Here is a 25,325-nt window from a genome sequence, read left to right on the forward strand (position 1 = left end):
TATTGTAGATCGGAGCGAATTGTTCCTATTTCATCAACAGCGATAAACCTCTTCGTTAGATGTCTCAGAAGGTCTTAAAAATCATTGGTATCGTCGCTCTGGTTTGCGCTTTACTTTTCGGGGCTGTGGAACTCTGGGTTTATAAGAACAGGGATGAGCTCTTTCTGAAGGCAAAGGAGCTGATCAATGAAAACCTTAACGGAAACCTTGAAATAGCTGATTTTAAATTCAGGCCATTCTACGGCGGGTTGGGACTGAACTTCACATTATACGACGTAAAGCTGACCGACACGCTGTACAACGTTCACCATAAACCGTTTCTTGAGGCTGGTAAAATCCACGTCGCGCTCGATCTCCAGCGCGTCCTGTCAGGCGACGTACAGGTAAAAAACCTGGTGTTGGAAGACGGTGCCCTCAAAATGTTTGTTCAGCGAAATGGGTATTCCAATGCTTCCATTTTCAAATCCGAAGCGCAAAAGAAAAAGGGGCAGCAAAAAAAGGACCCGAACGAGATTCTCAAAAAGCTAGGGAACATCCGCTTTCTCAACTTCGCTGTTGCGTATTCCGACTCGGTGAAGGAAAAATATTACGGGGCGCTTTTTCACGATGCGACGAATATCATTGAGCGGACCGATTCGAGCACGAATGCCAGTTTTACCGGCGCTGTGCTTTTCAATGGGTTGACATTCAGGGTTGAAAAGGGTGGTTTTTTGATGAACCAGGAAACGACGCTCGCTTTGGCATTGGGTTATGATGAGGGTGAAAAGAAGCTGAAAATTTATCCTTCAACCCTCGAAAGCGCAACGCACGACAAGATCGGAATTAATGGCGTCTTCGATTTTTCGGATACCATCAAAGTATTCCACCTCAATTTCGATGCAAAGGGAATCGCGGTGAAAAATGCATTGCCTTTGCTGAACCAACGGCTGCAAAAGCAGATTGACTCGATCGGGATCCAGACGAATGTGGATACGCAGGTCAAGGTCGCCGGGATTTTGGGTCGGCCGGGGCTCAAACCGCAGGTAGATGTGCATTTTGAAACAGACACTTTCCGGTATAACCTGCCGGTAGGTGTCCTGCGCAAAATGAAGGCCTCTGGTACGTTTACCAACAGGGCAGACACGACCAAACTGGCCGACGTCTTCAATTCGAGGCTGATAGCGCCCAAGATCACGGGCTTTTTTGAGACCATACCATTTGCATTCAAGCTGGTTGTCAATAACTTCCGAAATCCGCGGGCCGATATAGACGGTCGCATCGAAGCCGATTCAACCAATATGGGCGCGTTGCTGGATCCCGGACGTTATCGTTTCAAAAACGGCTCTGCGAGGATTGACTTTCATTTCAGCGGCAACCTGAGAAAGTTCTATAATGCCAGTAAGGACAATTTTGACGGTAAAGTATCGGGCAGGATTTCGCTCAAAAACATCGCGATGGATTATCTTCCCCAAAAGGTAAGGGTCAGTAAAATCAACGGCGATCTGACGTTCAATGAAAAAGTGATGGTGATGCCTAATCTGCGGTTTTACGACGGGCAGAACATGCTGTTTGTACGCGGGACATTGCTGGACCTTATTCCCTACCTCTTTGGCTCGCCCAAGCCGCTGCGCGCGAACGTGGATATCAATATTCCCGACTGGCAACTCAACTGGCTGGAAACATTACTGGCCGCAAAAGGTAACAGCAAGCCCAAAGCCAGGAAATCGCTCAAACTTTCTGAATTGCTCGATAATGCAATCGATAAGATGGAAATCGTAGCTAAGCTCGACGCCAGGAGGTTACAGTACCGACATTTTACGGGGCACGACGTGAAAGGCCAGCTCAGAATCACTAACAATGAAGTGCACATCGAGTACTTTACCTTAAAAGCATTCGGGGGAGGAAATGTCCGGCTCTCCGGTGAAATGGATAATGCGGGATCAGGGAAACTACCGCATATGGCCGTCCGCGGAAAGATCGCGAATGCGGATGTACATTCCGTTTTTTACTCCTTCGACAATTTTGGCCAAAAAACGCTGACGCATCAAAACCTGAAAGGCCTGCTCAACACCGATTTTAACTTTGAATCTACCCTTAACAATAATGTGAAGCTGGTACCAGCGAGCATGAAAGGTTTGCTGAGGATCGATTTGACGAATGCTTACATTATCAACTTCGAGCCGTTTATGAAGATGAAAAAGTTGATTTTCAAAAGGCGGAATTTCGAACGCGTCAAATTTGCCCCGATCCGTAACGATTTCAGACTCAATGGACAGGAGGTAGAAATAGCGCCGATGGAAATTGAATCCAACGTACTGACGCTCTATATTGACGGCATTTACAGTTTCGGGAATAAAACCGACATCAACATTCAGATTCCGCTTAGTAACCTGAAAAAGCGCGACTCAACCTACGTTTTGGATCCCAACAATCCCGAAAAGCGGGAAGGTTCTAAAATATTCCTCAGGGCGGTCGATGAAAACGGAGAGGTGAATATCAAACTCGCCTTCCGCAGAAAAAAGAAGGATAAGTCTAAGGACGACGAGTCTGAGGTCAAAAAATTGGAAGATATCGAGCGATGACGGTTACTCCCGCTCGTTGCTGAACATGTAGCCTACTCCCTTCAACGTTTTGATATAATTGTCGCCGAGCTTCTCGCGCAACTTGCGGATATGCACATCCACAGTCCGTTCGAGTACATAAATGTCTGCACCCCAGATCTTTTGCAAAAGCTCGTCACGGCTGAAAACCTTGTTAGGCGTTTGCGCGAGGAAGAACAGCAATTCAAATTCCTTTTTAGGCAAAACAGTCGACTTCTCTCCGCCCTGGGTGACCGTATAGTTCTTCCGGTTGATTGACAGATCGAGGATTTCGATGGTATCACCCGACTCCGCTTTTTGCGCTTCGCGGCGGAACAGGGCATTGATACGGCTCATCAATGCACGTGGCTTGATAGGCTTCGTAATATAGTCGTCGGCACCTACCTCGAACGCCGCTACCTCCGAGTACTCCTCGGAACGGGCAGTCAGAAACAGAATGTAGGTGTTCTTGATATCGGGGTTCTGACGGAGGATCCTGCCGGTTTCGATGCCGTCGAGTTGAGGCATCATGATATCGAGGAGGATGAGGTCCGGCACGAATGCTTTGGCGATGTCGATGGCCTTCTTGCCATTGGAAGCGGTTAACACCGAATAGCCTTCCTTGGTTAAGTTATATTCTAGCAATTCAACTATGTCGGAATCGTCGTCAACTACCAGTACTTTCGGAGCCGAGTTTGCAGATTTAGCAGTGCTCATTGTTTTGATGATTAAAACACGATTCGAAATTAGCAGATGTGATGTTCACATTACATGAGGAAATCTAATATTAACATAAACATAACATCAGCGAAAAGTAGTTCGATAGACGCCGCCCTGCTCATTGGTGATCAGCATATCGGTATTGTTCAAAAATTCGATGGCCTCTGTTTGTTTCCTTGAAAAGCGGAAACAGCCCTTTGGTCTACTGAAATCGATGTTGTCACCAGTCGTTTCGAAGAGCAATACTTTTCCATAAGTCAGCAGTGCGAATGTTTTACCGTCGGGGCTGATGGCTGCGGAGGTAACCTGGGCATTGATGCGTATGCTATCGGTAGCCGTGATGGTATGCTCACCGGTTTGGGCGGGCAGGCGATACATTTTCACCCATTTGTCCTTGCCCCAGTTTTTCGAAAAAAGGTACAAACTTCCCTGATGATAAAAAAAGGACTCGCAATCGGGGGGCGCCGACTGGTAACGAAACGTAATGCGCTCGCTGCTATTATTTTCAGGATTGAAGCGGTAGATGTCAAAAACCTTGCGTTGCGAGCCATTGTTCCCGAAATCACCGATATAGAGATTGCCGTTGTCGTCGTGCGTCAGGTCTTCCCAGTCGATGTTTCCGGCGTTGGGAACGGCTTTTGTATCGAGGAGTTTGCCGTCCAGGTCAAAAAGGTAAAGCTCCGGTTTGCCGCCGCTGTCGTTATGCGTCCAGAATGTACCGGGCTGCTTTCCACTGGCCAGTCCCGAACTTTCCGAGGCTACCGCCGGAAGCTTTCCTATTTTGCTATTTTTGTAATGCGCTTTAACTTTCTTAAAATCATTGGTTCTGTGATCGGGTTGACAGGTACAGAACACGGTTTTGACCGCTAACCACAGATATATCAACTTGTTCATGAATTCAACGTTGCGTCCTCTTCCAAACAAAGATAGCGAAACCCCCGTGTACTTAAAGATCGCCAGCTCGCTCGTGGCGCTCATTGCAACGGTGTATATCCTCTACGTACTTCGCGAAACGATCATCCCGCTGGCATTCTCGATTTTACTGGCAATTCTCCTGCACCCGGTTTGCGCATGGCTCGAAGTGCGGAAAGTGCCGCGGATCGGGGCTATTTTGCTGAGTATTCTGGCGCTGTTTACCGTACTTGTGATCCTTGTTTACGTCGTTTCAATGCAGATAGGCAGCTTTGCTGAAGAGCTTCCCCGCATTACCGAAAAAGCGGAGGCAATCCTGGACGAAACGCTGACGATGGGCGAACGCTACCTGAATATCAGCCGCACCCAGCAGGTAAGCGAGGCAAAGAAATACCTGATTAATGCATTGAGTGAGGGCCGTGCTGTGCTGCTCAACACATTGGTGACCACAACCGGTGCCATTTCCACATTTGTGCTGATTCCGTTGTACATATTCTTTTTCCTCCTCTACCGCGACTTTTTCAGGATGTTTGTCCACAAAGCCATTCGCAGCGTTCCGAATGAGGAGTTGAATGTACTGTTGAAGAAAATTTACGAAGTGATCCAGAGCTATCTCTCCGGTCTGTTCCTGGTGATCCTGATTGTGGGCGTGCTCAACAGTGTCGGATTGCTGTTTTTGGGCGTTCCGCACGCGATATTTTTCGGGTTTTTGGCAGGGTTCCTGATATTGATACCCTACATCGGCATCCTGATCGGCTCCATATTGCCGGCATTGCTGAGCATTGTCACCATGGATTCGCCCTGGTACGCGCTGGGGGTGATAGGTGTCATGAGCTTTGTACAGTTTCTGGAAGGTAACTTTATCACGCCGCACATTGTGGGCTCGAAGGTGAGCGTCAACCCGCTGGCGGCTATCGTTGCATTGTTTTTAGGCGGCCAGCTTTGGGGACTTTCCGGTTTGATCCTCGCCTTGCCCGTTACCGCGATCCTTAAAGTGATTATGGACAGCATTCCAAGCCTCGAACCTTACGGATTCCTGCTGGGAGAGCCTGTGCACGAGGTAGCGGAAGAAAAGGCCGATTTAGCCAGAGAACAGGCAGTAGCAAAAGAATTCAAGAAAAAGCCTTATCGCAGGCACCGCAATAGGCCGAAGAAAAAACCGGAAGGTGGCGCCCCTCCTGCATCGGCTGACTGAAATGCCTGGCTATTTTTGCACAGCCACTTTCTCCACACTGATACCCACACTGATGATAAACGGCAGCGGGTTTTGGCGCATAGACTGTGAGATCGTAAACGTGTAGGTTCCTGAACGTGGAAAACGATAATTTTTCAGGAAAGGAATTTTATGGTCGAACAAGTCGCCCAGGCCGTGGCCATAGGGCTTGCCGGTGGTTTCGTTGGAAATAAAAACCTCTTCCAGGGTATTGGAAATGACCTTTCCGTCGGGCCCGGCGAAGTTGCGGGTGATGTAGAGGTTGTAGTAGGGATATTGCAATGCATTCCGCAGCACGTAATACAGGTTGTAGGCCTGCGTAGTGTCGGTAATCTCTACCTTAAAAGAAGGCTTGTTCTTAATATACCAGAGTCCGTCATCAATATCCTCGTGGGCTTTGTAGACGACATTTTTATCACAACCTGATAAAAGGGACACAAAAAAAACGACGACAGCCAGCCGGGAGAACTTCATGAAAGACTCTGATATGTTGAAATGCAAAAGTACCTGTTTATCGTTTTTATAAACTGGTTTGCTCCGTAAAATAACGGCTCAGCCATGAATTCGATGCCGGGATTCTCCAACGGCTCATCCACTGAGCCTTGGTAGCCACCTGGTTATCGAAAATAGTGGTGGTCGGCAGGATCGTTTCGTTGATCACAGCCTGCTTGATCTTCGGTACCGGGATGGTTTTGACGTGGCCGTTCTCGTCGACGTATGCAAGCGAGCGGTCGAAGAAATCGATATTCATCCGCTGCCCGATTTCTTGCAGCCAATGTACCGACTTGTCGATCGAACAACCGCTGGGCAGCTCGTCGCGTTCATCCACGGCGATTACGATGAAGCGGTGTTCGAATATCTTTCCGGAAGCCGTGAGCGGTTTGCCGTGTGCTTCCCAGGTGTCCAGTGAAGCTTTCAGGGTTTCTGTAATAATTCCTGTTTCTTCCGAGGTGAGTTCCCGATTGGCCTGGTAAACCCAGACCCGGGATTGAAAATCGATATCACTAAAAGGGATGTACATGGTTAAAAAGGGTTAAATGCCGGTCAAACGGTTTACTGTATGAGTATTCTAAAACAACCGTGCTAGCGGCATAGTTCTCAAAATAGTTGGTTACAAACCTTTCGCCTGGGCAATCAGCTCGGCCAGGTCGTATACTTTCACTGACTGTTCTTTTTCTTTGTTTTTGATACCGTCGGTCATCATTACCATACAAAACGGGCAAGCCACGGCAATCGTATCGGCACCCGTCTGCAAGGCTTCCTCGATCCGTTCGATATTCACGTCTTTTCTGCCGGGTTCAGGCTCTTTGAACATCTGCCCGCCACCTGCTCCGCAGCATAAGCCCTTGGTGCGGCAACGCTTCATCTCGACCAGATCCGCGTCCAGCGCTTCCAGTACATGCCGGGGCGCCTCGTATACATCGTTCGCACGGCCAAGGTAACACGAATCGTGGAAAGTGATTTTCTTTCCTTTGAATACCTCGCCTCCCTGCAAGCGTACGCGGCCCGCGTCGATCAGCTGTTGAAGGTATTCCGAATGGTGCAGTACCTCGTAGTTACCACCCAATGCAGGATATTCATTTTTAAGTGTATTAAAGCAATGCGGGCAGGCCGTGACGATCTTTTTTACGTTATACATATCCAAAACCTGGATATTCGACATCGCCAGCATCTGGAAGGTAAACTCGTTGCCTGCACGTCGCGCCGGATCGCCGGTACAGCTCTCCTCAGTCCCGAGCACCGCGAACTTCACGCCGGCACTGTTAAGAATTTTTACAAAAGCGACCGTCACCTTTTTGTAGCGGTCGTCGAACGACCCGGCGCAGCCTACCCAGAACAAAACTTCGGGAGTCTCGTTGTTTGCCGCCATTTCGGCCATCGTAGGCACCCGATATGCGATCTCACTCATATTATTGATGCTTTATGATGCTGTTGAATTGTCTTCGCGGCCGCTATCTGTCACTGCGGAAGCCCAGTTGAATCGGTCACCCGGTGAAAACTTCCATGGCGCCTGGTTGGTGTCGAGATTTTGGAACATCATATTCCATGATCCCGGCGCTTGTGCTTCGTCCATGACCTTGTGCCTGCGCAATTGCAGGATAATATCGAGGGGGTTGATCAGCACCGGGCACTCCTGTACGCACGCATTGCACGTCGTACACGCGAGGAGTTCTTCTTCCTGGATATAATCGCCGAGGAGGCTTTTGTTATCATCGACAAATTGGCCCTTGTTAGCCAGTATGTTGCGGCCAACCTCTTCCAGCCTGTCGCGCGTATCCATCATGATCTTGCGCGGGGAAAGCTTTTTGCCCGTAATATTTGCCGGACAGGCCGAAGTACACCGCCCGCACTCGGTGCAGGAATAGGCATCCATCAGGTTTTTCCAGGTCAAATCAGCCACATCTTTCGCGCCGAACCGCTCGGGAACCGCAGCATCTCCTGCCTGCGTTTCCAGGCCCAGCATGATCTTCACTTCCTGGGTAATCTCGGGCATATTTTTCATTTCCCCCTTGGGTTCCAGTCGGGAAAAATAGGTATTGGGAAATGCCAATGCAATGTGCAAATGCTTGGAATAGGTGAGATAGACCGCAAATACGAAAATTCCCAGGATGTGGACCCACCAGGCAATGCGTTCGTAGGCAATCAATGCACCCTCGCTCCAACCGGCAAACAGCGGTTTCAAAAATTGGCTGATTAAAAAGTCACCTGCGACCGGGTAATGCTCGCTCCCCAGGTCCTGTAATGCGCTGTCAGCGGCATTCATGCTCAGGATCGCGATCATCAGAACGATCTCAAAAACCAGGATCAGCTTGCCATCCAGCTGCGGCCATCCGGTCATTTCACGGTGGCGCGAAGGCTGGAACCGCTCCACTTTCAGAATGCTGCGACGGATCAGGAAAATAGAACACGCGATGAGCACGCCTAATGCCAGCAGCTCGAAAAAGCCGATCAGGATACTGTAAAAGGCGCCCAATGGCCCGGCAAAAATCCGATGCGTTCCCAGAATACCATCCAGCACGATTTCCAGTATTTCAATGTTGATCAGTATAAATCCGGCATACACAGCGAAATGCAGAAAGCCGATCAGCGGGCGGTCAAACATCTTTTTCTGCCCGAAAGCGACCCGCATCATGATCGATAGTCGCCGGGCAGGTTGGTCGGTACGGTTCTCATCCTTCCCGAGCCGGATCGTTTTGCCTATAATGCCGACCCGCTGGTAAATCAGCCAGGATACCATTCCCAGGGCGGCTATAAAGATGATTTGCTGTAAGATCTGCATAGCGAAATAGGGCTGGTTTAGTATGCAAGCATACTAACAAAGTAGAACAAAAATGTATTCTGGCGCAAATGGATTGGGAATAAAAAATATTTTTATGTGTAAGTAAAAGACAATCAGTCTAATAATGCGAGCGAACAAAATTAATTTCCGAACGTTTGATTTTTTGTTTTGTTTGTTCAAAAAACATTCTACCTTTGCAGTCCCAAAAGGTACCAACTGAAACGGTGATGTAGCTCAGTCGGTAGAGCAATAGACTGAAAATCTATGTGTCGGCGGTTCGATTCCGTCCATCACCACCCAAAATGCACGACGCCTTGACAGTCACATGTCAAGGCGTTTTTGTTTTCCGGGGCTTCCTTTGAAGATTTTACCGCTAAATAAGCCATTCTCATTTATCGCCGAAGCGGCTTTTTTCTTTTTGACTTAACCATTAATTTCCCACCGGCTTCACCAGTCTCCCTCTCAGAAAATTCTCCGACCGTTCGTTGTCGACATTATTCCAGGTATTTAATTTCCAGAATTGCCTCCTGTGCCGGCGTGCGGGAGAATGCATATTCCAAACCTTCATCCAGCTAATACCATGCACTATTCCAAAGAGCAACTGATCGTGCTTTTTACATACCTGCCCGTGCTCGTGGCGGCGGGAATGGCATTGGTGCGGTACCGAAGGGCCGATCGCCCCATGAAGCTCTTATGTTGGCTGATCTTCTTTGCATTACTCATCGAGAGTATTTCGCGTGTCTTATGGTTTTTCAAAGTATCCAACCTTTTTCTCTGGCCGATTTACATTACCGTCGAGTTCGCATTGCTCATCCGGATGTACAGCCTGGTCTTGGATCAGAAGTGGCTTATTGCCCTGCGCGGCTGGATGTCGGGGGCATTTACGCTTGTCGTGCTGGTGCGCGAGCTCGGGCAGCAAGGGCAGTCGGTGTGGATCGATAATGCGGGGCGGTCGATCGAGAGTGTGGTCGTTATTTTCCTGGCGCTCGCTTATTTCTATAAAGTTTTTCAGGAATTGAAAGTGCAAAACCTGTTGCTTGAGCCTTTCTTCTGGGTATCGGCAGGGTTGCTGCTTTTCTTTTCGGGCAACTTTTTGATTTTCATATTCATGAATTTCATTTTACTGTATTCCAAAAACCTGAATGACCAGATTTGGGTGATCCACGCGCTGATGAATTATATGCTGTATATCACTTACGCCATCGCATTATGGGTAGGCCGGGGGAAATAGAATTTGCACAACTGCTTTTCGGCGGGATCGGTATTATGGTGATGATGGCCCTGGCGATCGTCATTTTTGTGCTGCTTTACCAGCGGAAGCTGCATTTTCAGCAAAGCCGCCTGCATCAGATGGAAATGGTCCATCAGAAAAAGATTCTCGAATCGATCGTAGCCTCGCAGGAGAACGAGCGTGAGCGCATCGCGCGCGACCTGCACGACGAGGTTGGGGCGTCGTTGTCGGCCGTGCGTTTGTTTGTGAGCCAGATACAGTACGAAAAGTCGCCGGAAGAAATGAAGGGCCTCGCGGCGCGCTCGGGCCAGATTATCGGGGATGTGGTGAAAGATGTGCGGCATATCGCGCATAATCTGTCGCCGATAATCATCGAAAACTTTGGTTTTGCAGGAGCTGTAAAAATTCTGCTAAACCGGATGGAAGATGCAGGAATGGACATCCATTGCACGATCGACGACCCTGCCGAGGTGCTTTCGTCGTACCAGCAGTTGGTCCTGTACCGCATTATTCAGGAGGTGATCGGGAATGTGGTCAAACATGCCGAAGCTAGTGAAATTACATTCGATCTCCATCACAACAACTCGCAACTGAGCTTACTGATGAGCGATAATGGAAAGGGCTTCGATATGCTCTCCGGTCCCAAAGCGACCGGGATGGGCATGAGCACGATCCGTACCCGTACCGACCTTTTGGGGGCCAAACTCGAACTGCGTTCGGCTCCGGGTGAAGGCACCCGTTTTAAAATTGAAATGCCCGTTTAACATTTTCTCAACGATCAAATTGGAACCGGTTAAAATAGCGATAGCGGACGATCATAAGCTGTTCCGCCAGGGATTAGGCCAGATTCTGGCCCGAAATGAAGATTATCAGGTTGTTCTGGAGGCCGCTTCAGGTGAGGAGCTTTTGCAGGAAATAGGGAATGCTGGGCCCGATGTGGTGCTGCTGGATCTTTTTATGAAGGGAATGGATGGGAAAGAAGTAGCAGGGCTACTTTTGAAACAGTACCCTGATGTAAAAATCATTATCCTTTCCATGAATTACTCCCCCGAACACATCTTGCAGCTCATGCGTGTAGGCGTGCACGGCTACCTGCCCAAGGACATCGATCAGGGCATTTTGAGCGAAGCGATCACGCAGGTTGTGACAAAAGGCTACTACATCAACGACGACATCGCGCAGGTAATGCGGCAGGGGCTGCAACACGGTGACATCAAACCGACGCGGAGTAAAGTGGCTATTCCTTCTCTGAACGTCGGCCTCACTGACCGCGAAATGGAGGTGCTGGCGCTTATCTGCAAAGGTTATAACACGGCCAAAATCGCGGAGGAACTTTTTATCAGCTACCGGACGGTGGAAGGTCACCGTAAAAATCTGCTGGAAAAAACCGGGGCGAGTAACTCGGTGAGCCTGGCGATATTTGCGGTGAAATACCAATTGCTCGATTTTTAGCCTGGTTATCAGTGTTAAATGCGGGCAAATACACGTAAGTCGGTAATGCGGTCGCGGGCGGTTTCGAGGAATGCACAGAAGCGGGCAGTTTGCTCCTCCTGATAAGTAAGATCCGCCATTTGATCATATTCTTCGAGATAGACTTCCTTAAAATCGGTAATCACATAGCGGAGGCTTCTGATGCCTTTCATTCGCAATGCCGGCAGGTAGAAGTTCTGGTGGCTTTTTGCAAAAGCGCCTTCCCGGTAATTACCGGTGGTTTTAATGTCGACGGCCAGCATCTTTCCGATGACATCCACATACCCGTAAATCAGGCTGTCATTCAATTGGTATTCGCAGTACACTTGTGTTTTCAGCATCGGGCGCGGCAGGTACGACCGCACTTTCGACAGGATTTCCGGGTCAAATGCTTCTTCGCCAATCCCTTTGATCACCGCATCTTCAAACGAGGAACCGCGAAATTGCGCCTCCGTTTGCGGCACCGGCACTCGGTTAATGCGGTCGAGCAGCTCCTGTTCATGGATGTAACCACGCTCAAACCGATCGAAACAGCTTAGCAGAGAGGGATAAAGTTTGTATTTAACAGTGGTAGAAATCATTACTTAACAACGTTAACAGGCATTCAATTTTTCTTTTGGCCGAAATGATATTGCACCGATACGGCGATGAAACTGAAAGTGTCGTTCGGCGTGTCGCTGTACGACTCGCTTTCTTCGGGGTTGATCAGCCGCTGGCCTGATGTGGCGTCGAGCTTGTCCGTCCGCACGAAATAGAAGCGATATTCGAATGCAATTTTCCATTTTTCTAACAAAGCATAGCTCACAGAAGTGCCGAGCGGTAATATCCCTTCTCTCGTTTTTTTGATGCCTTTCGGCCCCCTGGCCGGTCCCCAGCGGAGAAAAAGCGGATTTCTGGCACTTTGCTGACTGTTGGTGAAGCGTAAAAGCCGGTCGTCGTCGAGATCATAGGCATTGGCGCTAAACCAGATTTGCCCTAATCCGGCAAAAGCCGAGATATGTGCCGGTCCGGGCTCTCGATCACTGAACTGCTCCGAAAGGTCCCATTTCAAGAGGCATTCTGCACTGTTATATTCATTTACAAACCAGGAATTAAAAAAAGCCCTTTTCTCGCCGCCAATGCGTCCGGCATTGTAATCGAGTTGAATGGCGAATTCTTTGTTAATCGACCGGCCGACGCCTAACCCCGCGATCGTGTGCATGGCTTGCGCGTTGAGTTCGCCGTAAAACTGTGTGAGGCCGTATCGGAGGCTGATAAAGTTGGGCTGCGTAGTACGGCGATTGTAACTTTTCTTTTCACTGATGCCGTTCGGCGAGCGGTAACGGACAGGCTGAGCGACGGTTATGCCGGCTATGGCACAGGCGGCAAATAGTAAAATGTAACGCATGGCTGGAAATGATCGGGATGAAATGTTTGTTCAGCCATTGATACGTGCGCTTTTCATTTTGGTCACTTTTTGTAGAACCAATTAAGATGCCGGCCCGCCGTGCGATAACCGTAAATATCTGTTAGTTTTGCTTGTAGTTGAAAATACAATAGAAAGATGAGTGTAGTACCCTATAAAGATAAGGAAGGGACCAAGCGGGAGCAGGTTGCGGAAATGTTTGATAATATTTCGCCTAAGTACGATTTGCTGAACCACGTCCTGAGTGGTGGTGTAGATATATATTGGCGCAAAAGGGCCATTAAACTGCTCAAAAAACAACAACCGAAGGTTATTCTCGACATTGCGACAGGCACCGGCGACTTCGCGATCGAAGCGCTTGCTTTGAAGCCCGAGAAGATCATCGGCGTCGATATTTCGGAGGGTATGCTGGCCGTAGGGCGCGAGAAAATCGCCAAACTGGGCAAGCAAGACGTGATTACCCTGCAAAGCGGCGACTCGGAAAGTTTGGCTTTTGCAAACAATTATTTTGACGCGATTATCGTTTCGTTTGGAGTACGCAATTTTCAGAATTTGCTGGCCGGACTGACAGAGATGAACCGCGTGATGAAGCCGGGCGGAACTTGCGTGGTGGTCGAATTTTCGAAGCCTAAAAGCTTTCCGTTCAAGCAGATTTACAATTTTTATTTCAAATACATATTGCCAATAATAGGGAAGACGGTCTCCAAAGACAGCTCGGCATATACTTATCTGCCCGAGTCCGTACAGGCCTTTCCGGATGGGGAAGCTTTTCTTGATATTTATAAAAAAGCAGGTTTCATAAATACCAAATGCATATCACTTACCTTCGGGATCTGTTCAATTTACGTCGGACACAAGTAATTATCGGCATTCTGGCGCTGCTGATGGCCGCGCAGGAAGCGCAGTCTCAGGGCATCGGGTACCGTCGCAAGCACCTCGAATACTATGACGACAAGCCGATCCATTACGGTATTCTTTTCGCGGTCCCCTTCACGCGGTTCAATATCAAGCACAGCAACGACTTTGTGACGAAGGATACGGCGTTTGTGATCCAGTCGCCCACGAATGCGGCATTTCGCATGGGATTTACCGTCAATGCCTATCTGAACGAGCATTTCGACCTGCGCACAACACCCGCGGTTTCACTTTACGAGCGGCATGTTAAATTCAGCTATCCGAATGGTACCGACCGTACGGAAAAGCGGGAGTCGACGTGGATTGAAGTACCGCTCTTGCTAAAATACAAATCCCTACGCCGGGTCAACTCGCGCATGTACATGATCGCAGGCGTGACGCTGGGGATTGAGACCAACGTAAAACGTAACCGGGGAGGTGGAGCTACTGCCCTCAACACCAAGTCGAGCGACTTCTCTATCGACTACGGGATCGGTTACGAGCAGTTCTTCGAGTTCTTCAAATTCGCTCCCGAACTGCGTTTTTCACATGGATTGACCAATATGCTTGTGCCCGGCGCAAATTCCGTAGCTAATGGCATCAGTCGCATGCGTACCCACACTGTCACGCTCTATTTAAATTTTGAATAGCGTATACTGGTTATCAGGCGGTTAAAAAATATTTTAAATTTTTTTTTCAAGAATATTTGCAGAGTTCAATTTAGTCGCACATATTTGCACTCCCAAACGACGGGAAAACAAAAGAAAAAAGAAAGGGAGTTTAGCTCAGTTGGTTCAGAGCATCTGCCTTACAAGCAGAGGGTCGGGGGTTCGAATCCCTCAACTCCCACAGAAAGCATCGAGAAATCGATGCTTTTTTCGTTTCTGGCCAATCGGGAAAACAAAAGAAAAAAGAAAGGGAGTTTAGCTCAGTTGGTTCAGAGCATCTGCCCGCGCGGCGTCCGCTTACAAGCAGAGGGTCGGGGACGGTCCGCCGCGGTTCGAATCCCTCAACTCCCACAGAAAGCGTCGAGAAATCGGTGCTTTTTTCGTTTCTGGTCGTTTCAACCATTGCATGACAGTCGTCACCATTCGGCGCGAAGTAATAAATCCTCCAACTATCAGCATACATTCCGCAAAGCGCTACCGGAAAACTCGCCTTACCTTGTCGTTGTAATTTTTCAATTAATCGATTGGAGTTATGAAAACATTATTGCTGTTCGCATTGATGGGTGTATTTGCGTCCTGCCATGCGAAAAATGAGCCGTTAACAAGCGATACTACGATGCAACAGGAGGAAATCCTCAAACTGGTAAGCCGAAACGACCTGAGCGGCGTAAAAAAGATGCTTAACGAGGGAGCTAATGTCAATACCCGAGACGGAAGCGGGAAGTCGCTGCTTTTGCTGGCGACGATCGATAAGCACATGGAAATGGCCACGCTGCTGACGGAGAAAGGTGCGGATGTCAATTTGCAGGACAATATCCAGGACAGCCCGTTTCTGTATGCCGGCGCGAGCGGTCAAACCGAACTGGTGAAGCTGTTTCTTACCCATGGTGCCCGGTTTGACGTTTTCAACCGCTACAACGGCACCGCATTGATTCCCGCATGCGAACGCGGGCACGTGGAAACGGTGAAAGTGCTGGTAGGTACCAAAGGATTTCCCATTAATCATGTAAACCGTCTGGGGTGGACGGCTTTGATGGAAGCCATTGTGTTGGGCAATGGGAGCAAAAAGTACCAGGAAATTGTGCAGCTGCTGAAAGATGGCGGCGCGGACCTCGGCATACCCGACCACGATGGTGTTACACCTTTGCAACATGCGCAAAGCCGTGGTTTTACAGAAATAGTAAGCATTTTATCGAAATAGAGGAAAATGGAAAATCAGGAATATACCCTGAAAAACGTGTTGCTGGAAACAGGTTTTGAATACGAAGAAGGCGAGGTGGTGCACACGAAAACAGCTTTGTTTTGTATTGAAGTAGAGAATGGCAAAATAAAAAGTATTAAACCTAATAAACCCCATGGAGAGGGAATAGACGCGAAAGGCAGGCTTTTGCTGCCGGCATTTAAGGATATGCACGCGCATCTCGACAAAATGCTTTTCGGGTTGCCGTGGCAGGCTGTTTCGGCCAAAAGAAAGACGGTAAAGGATATGATCGCCTACGAACAACGGATGATCCCCGAGTGGCTGAAAACCTCTATCGAGCGCACCGAAAAGTTAATCGATTTCCTCCATTCTTACGGAACGCACTTCATTCGTTCGCATTTCAATGTAGATCCGACTTCGGGACTCGACTCCCTCTACCACCTGGAAGAAGCGCTCCGACACAAGCGTAAGAGTCTCGCCGCGGAGTTGGTCGCTTTTCCTCAGCATGGAATTTACTACACTCAAACGGAATCTCTGTTGAAAGAGGTAGCCCAAATGGATTCCGTGGGCTTTATCGGGGGTGTCGACCCCTATTCGATCGACGGAAGCATTGAAAAGCCCATGGAGTTGATTACACAATTGGCCTTGGACAATGGCAAGGGTATTGATCTCCACCTGCATGAAAGAGGAGAAAGTGGTGTAAAGACCATCGAATTTCTGATCGACAAGGCCATGGAAAATCCACAGCTGAGAGGGAAGACGTACGTTAGTCACGCATTCGCACTGGGGCATATGAGCACGCCCGAAACAGAAAAAATAGCCGAGCGCCTGGCAGCGGCGGGCGTGGGTATTGTGTCATCGGTGCCGTTCAGAGGTACTATTATGCCCATTCCGACGCTTAGAAAGCATGGTGTGGAGGTTTTGATCGGGAATGATAACATACAGGACCATTGGAGTACTTTCGGTTCGGGAAATATGCTTCAGAAAGCACATCTCATCGCAGAACTGTACGGCTACTCCACCGAATGGGAATTGTCGCGGACGCTCGCTTTTGCAACCCGTTACGTGCTTCCGCTGGACGAGAAAGGTTCACAGCAATGGCCCAAAGCCGGTGATGAGGCGGATATGGTGTTGGTAGCGGCAAGTTGTTCCGCCGAAGCAGTATCCCGTATGTCACCGGTGATATCGCTGATTCACAAGGGAAATATTGTGTTTTAGGAGTGTCAATGATCGCACGTGCTGGTAATGCACGAGTCCGGAAGTTATAAAATTTACAACTATCGGGATGAAAAGAGTAAAGTGATTACGTACCGCATAAAATACTTTTGTGGTGTAATTAACTTTATCAAACATGACTGATTTTAAGAAGATTGTATTGGGTTTGGTGGTCGTTTTTTGTGCCACACTATTTATTGGTTGCAGCGATGACGATGAGCCGCAAAAAGCATTAACACCCAGTGAAGTGCTGGCGAGTGTTGCTTGGGAAACAACAAACGCAAAAAATAGTAAGAGAGAAAATGTGGCGTTGACCGATGCTAATGTAGCCAACTTTGTGGGTTTTGCTTATTTCAAGGCAGATGGGACATTTGCTATGTATAATCTGGATAATTCACCCAAAATGCATGGCGACTGGACCGTTTCTGCCGATGGAAAAACCCGCACAATTGTAGCAAAGGATAATACCGGAGCTATTTTGTTCACCCGTGTTGTGGATATTACAGTACTTACAAAAGACGAATTTACGTACAGGATTTATCCCAACAATAATGACCAATCGATCTATTTCGATATCGTTCACACGCCTACTACGCACGCGGAGCCAAAGTAACCGTGTAAATGTGTTTTGAGTTTAATTTTAATATGGCAGCCTCTTCGGTTGCCATTTTTATTTAAGAGCAAATTAAGAATATATATAATTTTATTTTATATTTTGTTTTCTATAACAAACTCATTACCATTGTGTATCAACAAAATCATAATGTGTTATGGAAAATAATCGGATTATTCGTGCCCTTTTCGGTGCGGCGGGGGTGTTTGTGATGATTTGTGTGTTGTGGGCTTGCGGGGACAATCGGGAAATAGTGATACATGGCGATCTGCGGGGTGCCAACACGTTTCTGGAAGGCAAGACGCTGTATTTTGGCAATGCGGAAACCCGCAACTTTGTGGATACGGCATTAGTGCGGGACGGGAAATTTGAGTTTAGGGTTAATACCGACGGGAATTTTGTTCCGTTTCGGGCAGCTATTGTATTTGAGACTGGAAATCCCGATTGGCCACATCAGCTCGTTGGCTATAAAAATCCTTATTTCAAGAAAACGAGTGAGAGTAATTTTTATGCCGAGCGGGGTGTAATGGAGTTGAAGCTCGACACGATCCAGATATTCACTCCGAAAAATAAGGTTGTTGTATTCAAAATTGATAAGGTTAACCAGCAAACGAGCGCGGCATTCCATCACTATGCCTTCAAGGTTGATCCGAAAAAGGCGGATGATAACCAAACTTATAATGAGTCATTAGTTCAAAAGAATTTCAATTCACTGGAATTGCTGCGTACTTTGAATTTCAGTAAAGCAGCTCTCGCCACGGATGAAGCCAAACATCTGCTTTCACTTTTCGATCCCAAGCTGCATTCAAACCCCGGTTATATTGCCTTAAAAACCTATTTGGAATACGAAAACAAAACCGGCAGCGATTTCCCGACGGAAGTTGCATTAAAAACGACGGATAATAAGTCGATCAGCAAAGCTCTGGTGGATTCCTCCAAACATAACCTGATTGTCTTTTGGGCAAGCTGGTGCGGGCCTTGCCGGATGGAAATTCCGCAAATCAAAAAACTGTATGAAAGCAAAGCGGCGGATTTGAATGTAGTCAGCATTTCCGTCGATAAGGATCTAAATGCCTGGAAAAAGGCCATGGAAAAAGAGCAAATGCCCTGGAAGCAATTCCTCCTGCCCGCTGGGGAGACTTATGCGATGCTGGACAAGAAATATAATCTACAAACAATCCCGATTTGGGTGCTTCTCGACGGCAGCGGCAAAGTAGTCGACCAGCACGTAGGATACGATACGGGGGATAATGCAGTGGATTTGAAAGTGGCTGCGCTTTTGAAGTAGGATGAAGGAAGGAGGATGGAGCAAAGGGAGGATGGAAAGGGTAATACTAGTTCCTACTTTCCTCCCTTTCCTCCTTCCTCCCCAAAATTTAAAGTCTCACCTCATTACCACTTTCGGCCGAACGTAACCCGGCTTCCAGCACTTGAATGATTTTCAAACCATCGGCAAAATCCGGTTTGAGTTCGGTATCACTTTCAATGGCATCGAGGAAGTCGACCACCGCATGCACGAATGCGTGCTCGTAGCCGATGATGTGACCTGCGGGCCACCAATGCCCGGCGTAGGGGTGAATGGACTCGGTGGCAAGAATGGTGCGAAATCCATGTTCGCCTTTCGCGTCTTCGTTGGAATAGTATTGCAGCTCGTTCATACGTTCAAGGTCAAAAACGAGGCTGCCTTTGCTGCCATAAATTTCGAACGTCAGTCGGTTTTTCCGGCCGGTTGCGAACCGGGTTGCTTCAAATGAGCCAATGGAGCCGTTTTGGAACCTGACCATCATCAGGGCGGCATCCTCGACCGTCACTTCGCCCATTTCGTGGCCTTTGGACGCGCCGGACAGACTTCCGGTGGCTGTTTCGTCGGCTATCGGGCGTTCTTTAATGAAGTTCGCCGTCAGTGAGGACACGGAAACAATGTCACCTACAAGGAAGTGCGCGAGATCGACCGCATGAGAATTAAGGTCCCACTGCGGGCCGGCTTTGGCGGTCTCTTTTTTAAGCTGCCAGGTGAGCGGGAACGACGGATCGACGATCCAATCCTGCTGGTAAGCGCAACGCCAGTGAAAAATGCGCCCGATCTTGCCTTCTTCGATCATCTTTTTGGCGAGCGCTACGGCGGGCGTCCGGCGGTAATTGTGGTTCAGGTAATGCTTCACGCCGTTCTCCTGGCAAACTTTCAGCATTTCGGCCGCCTGTGCGCTGTCCATCGAAAGCGGTTTTTCACAGAAAATATGCTTGCCCGCCTTTGCCGCAGCGATTGCGACTTCGTAATGCAGATTTTGAGGCAATGCGATGTCGATAATGTCGATGTCGGGGCGGTTTATAAGCTTTTGCCAGTCGGTTTCGGTCTCCTCCCAGCCCCAATTCCGGGCGAACTCGGAAAGCGATTCCTGATGGCGACCGCACGCGACTTTCAGGACGGGCGTCGAAGGCGTGTCAAAAAATAGCGGGGCTTTTTTCCAGGCATTGCTATGCGCCCGGCCCATAAACTTGTAACCTACTATACCGATATTGATTTGCTTTTTCATCGGGAAATTTGTGTGGTTAAGGATTGAATGCCGTCAAAATTATCAAATCTTGGCGATTGGATTTAATTCGTAAATTCCTACTCCTGATATTTACTCAAACTGCACACTATATTTCATGAAACAACTTGCCCAGAATCTCCGAACGGGAGAGACGCTGCTCCTGGATGTCCCCGTTCCGCTCGCTCGAAAGGGTTGTCTGCTCATCAAAACCCGCAAAAGCCTTGTTTCCGCCGGCACCGAACGAATGCTGGTCCGGTTCAGCAAAGCCAATTTTCTGCTCAAAGCACGGCAACAGCCCGACAAACTGCGCCTCGTTATCGACAAAATCAGAACGGACGGTTTCTGGAAAACCACGCGATCAGTACTCCGCAGGCTGGATCAGGTCCTGCCGTTGGGGTATTGTAATGTAGGGAATGTAGTAGCCTTAGGAGAGGGTGTGGAAGGATTCACCATCGGTGATCGCGTGGTCAGCAACGGGCCGCACGCGGAGGTGGTCTGTGTGCCCGTCAACCTGGTGGCAAAGATCCCGGAAAATCTGCCCGATGGAGCAGCAGCATTCACGGTCCTGGGTGCGGTGGGGCTGCATGGCGTGCGTTTGCTGGCGCCCGCATTGGGCGAGCGGGTGGCGGTGGTAGGATTGGGATTAATCGGCTTGATAGTTGTTGACCTCCTGCGCGCGCAAGGGTGCGAGGTAATAGGTATCGAACCGGATGAGGGTAGGCGACGACTTGCCGAAGAAAAAGGTATTAGAGCCTTTGATCCTTTAAAATCTACCGGCAGATTTATTTCAGAGCAATCCGGTGAAATGGATGGAGTGATTATTACCGCTTCTTCCGGGTCTGGTAAGGTTATATCGATGGTCTCTGCGATTTGCCGAAAAAGAGGAAAAATAGTGCTTATTGGCGACGTGCCCCTGCGTCTGAACCGCGCGGATTTTTACCACAAGGAACTGACATTCCAGGTTTCCTGCGCGTACGGGCCCGGGCGTTACGATCACGCGTATGAGGAACAAGGCGTTGACTATCCTTTGCCGTATGTACGCTGGACAATGAACCGCAATTTTCAGGAAATCCTCCGACTGTTAGGGAATGGCGCGCTGGATGTAAAGCCGTTGATCACCGACATTGTGCCGCTTGAAAACTGTTCAGGCATATACCAAAGGAACAGCCGATCGCTGGGAACATTAATCGATTACAGTGGCAAATGCAATACCCGCGAAACGGTGATCCAAAGCGCTGATAATGCCAGGACGTTTCAAAAAGTAGTTGCAGCGATTGTTGGCGCTGGAAATTTTGCGAGTATGACGCTGTTGCCTTGCCTTCGCGGAAAATGTATCAGATACATCGCAAGTTCAGGCGGATTAAGGGCGGCCGAACTGGCAGCGAAATACGGGATTTCACGGGTAGCCACCGATTATGACGAGATTTTGAAGGACGACGAAGTCAATCTGATTATCATCGCTACCCGGCACGATCAGCACGTTTCCATCGCAGCAGATGCGATACGGGCCGGGAAGCATGTTTTCGTGGAAAAGCCGCTTAGCATTGATTTTAGGGGTGTTGAAACAGTGAAATCGGCACTTCAAAACGCTCCGTGGCCGGTTTTCCTCACGGTGGGTTTCAACCGGAGATATGCACCGCACATTACCAAATTGCGGGAACTGCTGGGAGGCTGCCCGATGAATGTCGTGATCACCGTTAACGCTGGCTATATTTTGGGAAATTCCTGGATACACGACAGCGCGAGGGGCGGAGGAAGGCTGGTGGGCGAGGCGTGCCATTTCATCGACCTCGTCGCCTGGATTGCGGAGAGCCGCATTACGGAAGTTTGCACCCATGCGCTGGCGGTCCACGGGTGCATGAGTTCCGAGAATGCGACCGTGCTTTTGAAACTCGAAAATGGCTCGACCGGCACCGTGCATTATTTTTCAAATGGCCATAGCGGTTATCCAAAAGAGCGAATAGAAGTGCATTCGCTCGGACGGACGGTCGTTCTGGACGACTATAAAGTATTGCGCGGATATGGTTTCAAAGGATTTGCCGAAATGAGAATGGACACCGGGAAGGGCCACCGGGAGCAGTTCGACAGGCTGTTTGAATGCATTTCAGCCGAAACTATGCCGTTAATGCCTATTGAGGACATTTGGAATTCCAGCAGGGCGACATTGGCTGCGCGGGATAGCATGTGGACCGGCGGATGGGTGAAGGTACTATGAAAGCGCTGCGGCATTTGATGCTTATCTGGCAAATTGGCCGACAAATGGGTTGGCCATATGTGCTGTTCCGGGCGGGGTTCTGGTTGCAAGCGAAAACCGGGCTGTTGAAATTACGTTTCCCGAAAAGAGCCACAAGGCACTCGTTTGTAAGTATCCACAAATGGTGCAATTGCAAATCTCTATTTCTTTTCGACCCGGAGAAACTGGCTATACAGAGGAACGCAAGCCTTAAAGATTTGAAATGGCGGGCCACGCAAATAAACATTGGAAGATATCGCTATTTCAGTAAGCAATGGTTTGAAGTACCTGGTTGGCATACCAATCCATTAACTGGCTTTGTTTACCCTCGAAATCAACATTGGTCGGATGTGGACGATTTTTCACCGGAAGCTGGGGATATCAAATATGTATGGGAGAAATCGCGATTCTGCTTTTTATATGACCTGATCCGCTATGATTACCACTTCGAAGAAGATCAATCCGAAACGGTTTTTAGACTGATTACCCATTGGATCGATAACAACCCCGTCAATTGCGGGCCAAACTGGAAATGCAGCCAGGAGATTGCGCTGCGCATTTTGAACTGGACTTTTGCGCTGCACTATTATCGGAAATCGCCGACGTTAAATCAGCGCCTATTAGACAAAATACTGTGCAGCATTTATGACCAGATGTGGCATGTTGTAAGCAATATCCGGTTCTCGCAGGTTGCTCTAAAGAACAATCATCTGTTGACGGAAGCCCTCGGTTTGTACACGGTTGGCTTGTTAATGCCTTTTTTACCCCGAGCCATGCAATGGCGTAACAAGGGGAAATTTATCTTCGAAACGGAAGTATGCGAACAGATTGCACGGGACGGGACTTTCCTTCAATTTTCGATGAACTATCATCGTGTTGTGATTCAGCTAATGACCTGGGGAATCCGGTTGTCGGAGCGAAATGGCGATCGGCTGTGTGATACGGTGTACTCGCGGGCGAAGGCTTCATTAATTTTTCTGAGAACGTGCCAAGTGAATATAAATGGACGTCTTCCCAACTATGGTCACAACGACGGTGCATTGTTCTTCCCATTGTCGGAGCGTAGCTTCGGGGACTTTCGACCGCAGATGATGGCACTTGCTAATGTGCTGGGGCGCGATTTGGATTACCGAGAGGGAAATTGGAACGAGGAGTCGGTGTGGTTGACCGGTGGCAGGTCTAAGTCTTTGTCGAAAATGTGCCCCCGGCGTATATCGTCCTTTCCGATAGGTGGTTACCATATCATCCGCGATACCGGAACGCTCACATTCCTGCGCTGCGGAAAATACGACACCCGCCCCTTTCAGGCCGATAACAATCACCTCGACATTTGGATAAACGGCCGCAATATCCTTCGTGACGCCGGTACCTGGTTGTACAATGCCGATCAGGAATCAATGCGCTATTTTTCAGGTACCAGGGGGCATAACACGATCATGATTGGTGATTTTGATCAAATGCAAAAGCGACACCGCTTCATCTGGACGCATTGGATTACAAATGCAAAAGGGAAGGTTGGTTCTTCCGGCAACGAGTACTGGATTGAAGCCGAGTTTGAAGGTTTCCGTCACCTCGGTAAGGGGATTGTCCATAAACGCCGGGTCGTTAAGAAAGTTGGTCAGCTGCATTGGGTGGTTGAGGATTACGTTCAAAACGTTCCGAAAGGAGCGCCAATCCGGCAGCTTTGGCATCCGGATGAAGCATTCGACAACGATTTCACGATTAGGGCAACCGACGAGCACGGTAACGAAATTCCTCAGATTATTGAAAGTGGTTGGTATTCAAAAATGTATGGTGAAAGAGAGGAATGTAAAATGGTGGTATTCGAGACTTTGGGGCATTATGTCCGGACCGTTATTGTGGGACATTAACTTAACCAGGCTGTTATGCACTTTCTCCTTATTCATCAATACTTCCTCGAAGACAGCGCAGGCGGAGGCTCCCGTTGGAATGAAATGGCGCGGATTTGGGTGCAGGAAGGGCATTCTGTGACGGTGATTGCCGGAGACGCACATTATATGCAGGAGAACAAAGTCCACCGGGTCAGGAAGTTTTTCTATGTTAAATCGAATGCAGACGGGGTGTTGGTGATCCGTTGTAATACATCCCGGTATTACCACCGTAGTTTCTTCGGGCGGTTTTGGAGCTACATTTCCTTCGCACTTATAGCCGTTTATGCAGGAATGCGCTTCGCAAACGACCCATATGACTGCATTATCATAACCTCGCCGCCCCTTCTGGTGGGCATTCCGGGGCTGGTGCTCTCGAGAATGAAACGTATTCCGCTGGTAGTGGAGATTCGCGATCTCTGGCCTGAATCGGCGATTGAAATGGGTGTTTTGAGGAACAAGTGGCTGATCCGTTTGGCATACCGATTTGAAAAATACCTCTACTCCAAAGCAAAGCTGCTCAATGTGCTCACCCCGGCATTTCGTGAAAAGCTTATTCATCACAAAGGCGTTGATCCGCGTAAGATCGTTATGATCCCCAACGCGGCGGATCTTCGTTGGAGCGAACAGGCGTTACGTAGCTTATGTACGCGTGAGTTGCGTGTAAAACTCGGCCTGGAAGGAAAGTTTGTGATCATTTATGTTGGAGCGCATGGTTTGGCAAATGATCTCATGCAACTCCTGGAAGCCGCGACGCTGCTTCGCGGCACTGATGCCCATTTTCTGCTGGTGGGCGACGGAATGCAGAAGAAAATGTTAATAGAAGAAGCAAATTTCCGTGACTTAGGAAATGTATCATTTCTGGACCCTGTTTCCAAAGAGAAAGTATTCGAATACATTTTAATGGCCGATGCCGGCGTAGCAGTTTTGAAAAAAGCAGACATTTTCAAAACCGTTTACAGTAACAAAACCTTTGATTACCTATCCTGTAAAAAGCCGGTTTTGATGGTAATTGACGGCGTTTCGCGCGATTTGGTGGAGCAAGCTAAGGCGGGGATGTTTTCAGAGCCGGGAAATCCTGTGGAATTGGCCCGGAAGATTCGAGTATACATGGAAAACCGGGCCCTGCTGAGCGAACATGGTGACAACGGCTACCAGTTTGTACGCGTGCATTTCGACAGGGACAAGCTGGCGAAGCGTCTTTTGGAATGCATTGAAAATCAACTTAAAGTGACAGGTAAAAGTACAATTTTTGGCAGGGGGAAAGTGAACTGAAAGCGCCGCCGGAG

The 25,325-nt window shown here is 48.7% G+C and carries 23 protein-coding genes and 3 tRNA genes; 17 read left to right on the forward strand and 9 right to left on the reverse strand.

From position 1 onward, the window contains the following. The first annotated feature begins 59 nt into the window (after positions 1-59). On the forward strand, positions 60-2,561 hold the full coding sequence (locus tag J7619_RS24215; protein WP_291204886.1) for an AsmA-like C-terminal region-containing protein: 2,502 nt from the start codon (positions 60-62) through the stop codon (positions 2,559-2,561). A 3-nt stretch (positions 2,562-2,564) separates the two neighbouring features. On the opposite strand, the gene J7619_RS24220 is transcribed toward J7619_RS24215, so the two are convergent. Both J7619_RS24220 and J7619_RS24225 read right to left on the reverse strand, forming a co-directional pair. Continuing rightward, complete coding sequence (locus J7619_RS24220; protein WP_106594009.1) at positions 2,565-3,275, reverse strand: response regulator; 711 nt, start codon at positions 3,273-3,275, stop codon at positions 2,565-2,567. Between the two features lie 87 nt (positions 3,276-3,362). Continuing rightward, the gene (locus tag J7619_RS24225; RefSeq protein WP_291204891.1) at positions 3,363-4,172 is read right to left on the reverse strand and encodes a hypothetical protein; all 810 of its coding nucleotides are present in this window, start codon (positions 4,170-4,172) and stop codon (positions 3,363-3,365) included. Here J7619_RS24225 and J7619_RS24230 point away from each other — a divergent pair. Then, positions 4,171-5,385 (forward strand): AI-2E family transporter, encoded by a 1,215-nt coding sequence (locus J7619_RS24230; RefSeq protein WP_291204894.1) that lies wholly within the window; start codon positions 4,171-4,173, stop codon positions 5,383-5,385. The two genes, J7619_RS24225 and J7619_RS24230, sit on opposite strands and share 2 nt — an antisense overlap. Positions 5,386-5,394: 9 nt before the next feature. Here the strand turns inward: J7619_RS24230 and J7619_RS24235 are convergent, their stop codons facing one another. From J7619_RS24235 to J7619_RS24250, 4 genes are all read right to left on the reverse strand, one after another. Next, complete coding sequence (locus tag J7619_RS24235; protein WP_291204896.1) at positions 5,395-5,877, reverse strand: gliding motility lipoprotein GldH; 483 nt, start codon at positions 5,875-5,877, stop codon at positions 5,395-5,397. Between the two features lie 46 nt (positions 5,878-5,923). After that, positions 5,924-6,424 carry a hypothetical protein gene (locus tag J7619_RS24240; protein WP_291204898.1) on the reverse strand — a complete coding sequence of 167 codons (501 nt, stop codon included), beginning with the start codon at positions 6,422-6,424 and terminating at the stop codon, positions 5,924-5,926. A gap of 90 nt (positions 6,425-6,514) precedes the next feature. Further along, positions 6,515-7,312, reverse strand: a complete 798-nt coding sequence (locus J7619_RS24245; protein WP_291204901.1) for a (Fe-S)-binding protein — start codon at positions 7,310-7,312, stop codon at positions 6,515-6,517. A gap of 12 nt (positions 7,313-7,324) precedes the next feature. Beyond that, positions 7,325-8,683 carry a (Fe-S)-binding protein gene (locus J7619_RS24250; RefSeq protein ID WP_291204904.1) on the reverse strand — a complete coding sequence of 453 codons (1,359 nt, stop codon included), beginning with the start codon at positions 8,681-8,683 and terminating at the stop codon, positions 7,325-7,327. A gap of 223 nt (positions 8,684-8,906) precedes the next feature. On the opposite strand from J7619_RS24250, the gene J7619_RS24255 reads away from it, so the two are divergent. The 4 genes from J7619_RS24255 (at position 8,907) to J7619_RS24270 (ending at position 11,366) form a co-directional block, all read left to right on the forward strand. Then, positions 8,907-8,979: transfer RNA gene (locus tag J7619_RS24255), tRNA-Phe, on the forward strand. Positions 8,980-9,263: 284 nt separating this feature from the next. Beyond that, on the forward strand, positions 9,264-9,914 hold the full coding sequence (locus J7619_RS24260; RefSeq protein WP_291204907.1) for a hypothetical protein: 651 nt from the start codon (positions 9,264-9,266) through the stop codon (positions 9,912-9,914). Further along, entirely contained in the window at positions 9,893-10,678 is a 786-nt protein-coding gene (locus J7619_RS24265) for a sensor histidine kinase (protein ID WP_291204910.1), read from the forward strand. Before J7619_RS24260 ends, J7619_RS24265 begins: the two co-directional genes overlap by 22 nt. Positions 10,679-10,697: 19 nt before the next feature. Continuing rightward, positions 10,698-11,366, forward strand: coding sequence for a response regulator transcription factor (locus J7619_RS24270; RefSeq protein WP_291204913.1), 669 nt, complete (start codon positions 10,698-10,700; stop codon positions 11,364-11,366). Between the two features lie 14 nt (positions 11,367-11,380). On the opposite strand, the gene J7619_RS24275 is transcribed toward J7619_RS24270, so the two are convergent. Next, positions 11,381-11,965: a hypothetical protein gene (locus J7619_RS24275; protein ID WP_291204916.1), complete on the reverse strand. Its 585-nt coding sequence runs from the start codon at positions 11,963-11,965 to the stop codon at positions 11,381-11,383. 23 nt (positions 11,966-11,988) lie between these two features. After that, positions 11,989-12,771 (reverse strand): hypothetical protein, encoded by a 783-nt coding sequence (locus J7619_RS24280; protein WP_291204919.1) that lies wholly within the window; start codon positions 12,769-12,771, stop codon positions 11,989-11,991. A 156-nt stretch (positions 12,772-12,927) separates the two neighbouring features. Here J7619_RS24280 and ubiE point away from each other — a divergent pair, with 156 nt between their 5' ends. From ubiE to J7619_RS24320, 8 genes are all read left to right on the forward strand, one after another. Further along, entirely contained in the window at positions 12,928-13,650 is a 723-nt protein-coding gene (ubiE, locus tag J7619_RS24285; RefSeq protein WP_223401454.1) for a bifunctional demethylmenaquinone methyltransferase/2-methoxy-6-polyprenyl-1,4-benzoquinol methylase UbiE, read from the forward strand. Between the two features lie 23 nt (positions 13,651-13,673). Next, complete coding sequence (locus J7619_RS24290) at positions 13,674-14,333, forward strand: porin family protein (protein WP_291205395.1); 660 nt, start codon at positions 13,674-13,676, stop codon at positions 14,331-14,333. 124 nt (positions 14,334-14,457) lie between these two features. Further along, positions 14,458-14,532 (forward strand) — tRNA-Val (locus J7619_RS24295). 68 nt (positions 14,533-14,600) lie between these two features. Then, a tRNA-OTHER gene (locus J7619_RS24300) sits at positions 14,601-14,702 on the forward strand. Positions 14,703-14,883: 181 nt separating this feature from the next. Beyond that, the gene (locus J7619_RS24305; RefSeq protein WP_291204924.1) at positions 14,884-15,552 is read left to right on the forward strand and encodes an ankyrin repeat domain-containing protein; all 669 of its coding nucleotides are present in this window, start codon (positions 14,884-14,886) and stop codon (positions 15,550-15,552) included. A gap of 6 nt (positions 15,553-15,558) precedes the next feature. Beyond that, the gene (locus J7619_RS24310) at positions 15,559-16,770 is read left to right on the forward strand and encodes an amidohydrolase (protein ID WP_291204927.1); all 1,212 of its coding nucleotides are present in this window, start codon (positions 15,559-15,561) and stop codon (positions 16,768-16,770) included. Between the two features lie 133 nt (positions 16,771-16,903). Further along, positions 16,904-17,380, forward strand: coding sequence for a DUF4822 domain-containing protein (locus tag J7619_RS24315; RefSeq protein WP_291204930.1), 477 nt, complete (start codon positions 16,904-16,906; stop codon positions 17,378-17,380). Between the two features lie 157 nt (positions 17,381-17,537). Beyond that, the gene (locus tag J7619_RS24320; protein WP_291204933.1) at positions 17,538-18,668 is read left to right on the forward strand and encodes a TlpA disulfide reductase family protein; all 1,131 of its coding nucleotides are present in this window, start codon (positions 17,538-17,540) and stop codon (positions 18,666-18,668) included. 88 nt (positions 18,669-18,756) lie between these two features. Here the strand turns inward: J7619_RS24320 and J7619_RS24325 are convergent, their stop codons facing one another. After that, the gene (locus J7619_RS24325) at positions 18,757-19,914 is read right to left on the reverse strand and encodes a Gfo/Idh/MocA family protein (RefSeq protein ID WP_291204936.1); all 1,158 of its coding nucleotides are present in this window, start codon (positions 19,912-19,914) and stop codon (positions 18,757-18,759) included. A gap of 115 nt (positions 19,915-20,029) precedes the next feature. Here J7619_RS24325 and J7619_RS24330 point away from each other — a divergent pair, with 115 nt between their 5' ends. From J7619_RS24330 to J7619_RS24340, 3 genes are all read left to right on the forward strand, one after another. Further along, entirely contained in the window at positions 20,030-22,129 is a 2,100-nt protein-coding gene (locus J7619_RS24330) for a bi-domain-containing oxidoreductase (RefSeq protein WP_291204939.1), read from the forward strand. 368 nt (positions 22,130-22,497) lie between these two features. After that, a complete protein-coding gene (locus J7619_RS24335) occupies positions 22,498-24,018 on the forward strand; it encodes an alginate lyase family protein (protein WP_291204941.1) in 1,521 nt (506 codons plus the stop codon). A gap of 15 nt (positions 24,019-24,033) precedes the next feature. Next, positions 24,034-25,311 (forward strand): glycosyltransferase family 4 protein, encoded by a 1,278-nt coding sequence (locus J7619_RS24340; protein ID WP_291204944.1) that lies wholly within the window; start codon positions 24,034-24,036, stop codon positions 25,309-25,311. Positions 25,312-25,325 lie beyond the last annotated feature (14 nt).

It is taken from the genome of Dyadobacter sp. (assembly GCF_017744695.1).
In the GTDB taxonomy this organism is placed as follows: domain Bacteria; phylum Bacteroidota; class Bacteroidia; order Cytophagales; family Spirosomataceae; genus Dyadobacter.

What these genes read in the sequence shown, in the direction of transcription:
- J7619_RS24215 (WP_291204886.1), top strand. Translation starts at nt 60, where the DNA reads ATGTCTCAGAAGGTCTTAAAAATCATTGGTATCGTCGCTCTGGTTTGC.
- J7619_RS24220 (WP_106594009.1), bottom strand. Translation starts at nt 3,275, where the DNA reads ATGAGCACTGCTAAATCTGCAAACTCGGCTCCGAAAGTACTGGTAGTT.
- J7619_RS24230 (WP_291204894.1), top strand. Translation starts at nt 4,171, where the DNA reads ATGAATTCAACGTTGCGTCCTCTTCCAAACAAAGATAGCGAAACCCCC.
- J7619_RS24225 (WP_291204891.1), bottom strand. Translation starts at nt 4,172, where the DNA reads ATGAACAAGTTGATATATCTGTGGTTAGCGGTCAAAACCGTGTTCTGT.
- J7619_RS24235 (WP_291204896.1), bottom strand. Translation starts at nt 5,877, where the DNA reads ATGAAGTTCTCCCGGCTGGCTGTCGTCGTTTTTTTTGTGTCCCTTTTA.
- J7619_RS24240 (WP_291204898.1), bottom strand. Translation starts at nt 6,424, where the DNA reads ATGTACATCCCTTTTAGTGATATCGATTTTCAATCCCGGGTCTGGGTT.
- J7619_RS24245 (WP_291204901.1), bottom strand. Translation starts at nt 7,312, where the DNA reads ATGAGTGAGATCGCATATCGGGTGCCTACGATGGCCGAAATGGCGGCA.
- J7619_RS24250 (WP_291204904.1), bottom strand. Translation starts at nt 8,683, where the DNA reads ATGCAGATCTTACAGCAAATCATCTTTATAGCCGCCCTGGGAATGGTA.
- J7619_RS24260 (WP_291204907.1), top strand. Translation starts at nt 9,264, where the DNA reads ATGCACTATTCCAAAGAGCAACTGATCGTGCTTTTTACATACCTGCCC.
- J7619_RS24265 (WP_291204910.1), top strand. Translation starts at nt 9,893, where the DNA reads ATGGGTAGGCCGGGGGAAATAGAATTTGCACAACTGCTTTTCGGCGGG.
- J7619_RS24275 (WP_291204916.1), bottom strand. Translation starts at nt 11,965, where the DNA reads ATGATTTCTACCACTGTTAAATACAAACTTTATCCCTCTCTGCTAAGC.
- J7619_RS24280 (WP_291204919.1), bottom strand. Translation starts at nt 12,771, where the DNA reads ATGCGTTACATTTTACTATTTGCCGCCTGTGCCATAGCCGGCATAACC.
- ubiE (WP_223401454.1), top strand. Translation starts at nt 12,928, where the DNA reads ATGAGTGTAGTACCCTATAAAGATAAGGAAGGGACCAAGCGGGAGCAG.
- J7619_RS24290 (WP_291205395.1), top strand. Translation starts at nt 13,674, where the DNA reads ATGGCCGCGCAGGAAGCGCAGTCTCAGGGCATCGGGTACCGTCGCAAG.
- J7619_RS24305 (WP_291204924.1), top strand. Translation starts at nt 14,884, where the DNA reads ATGAAAACATTATTGCTGTTCGCATTGATGGGTGTATTTGCGTCCTGC.
- J7619_RS24310 (WP_291204927.1), top strand. Translation starts at nt 15,559, where the DNA reads ATGGAAAATCAGGAATATACCCTGAAAAACGTGTTGCTGGAAACAGGT.
- J7619_RS24315 (WP_291204930.1), top strand. Translation starts at nt 16,904, where the DNA reads ATGACTGATTTTAAGAAGATTGTATTGGGTTTGGTGGTCGTTTTTTGT.
- J7619_RS24320 (WP_291204933.1), top strand. Translation starts at nt 17,538, where the DNA reads ATGGAAAATAATCGGATTATTCGTGCCCTTTTCGGTGCGGCGGGGGTG.
- J7619_RS24325 (WP_291204936.1), bottom strand. Translation starts at nt 19,914, where the DNA reads ATGAAAAAGCAAATCAATATCGGTATAGTAGGTTACAAGTTTATGGGC.
- J7619_RS24330 (WP_291204939.1), top strand. Translation starts at nt 20,030, where the DNA reads ATGAAACAACTTGCCCAGAATCTCCGAACGGGAGAGACGCTGCTCCTG.
- J7619_RS24340 (WP_291204944.1), top strand. Translation starts at nt 24,034, where the DNA reads ATGCACTTTCTCCTTATTCATCAATACTTCCTCGAAGACAGCGCAGGC.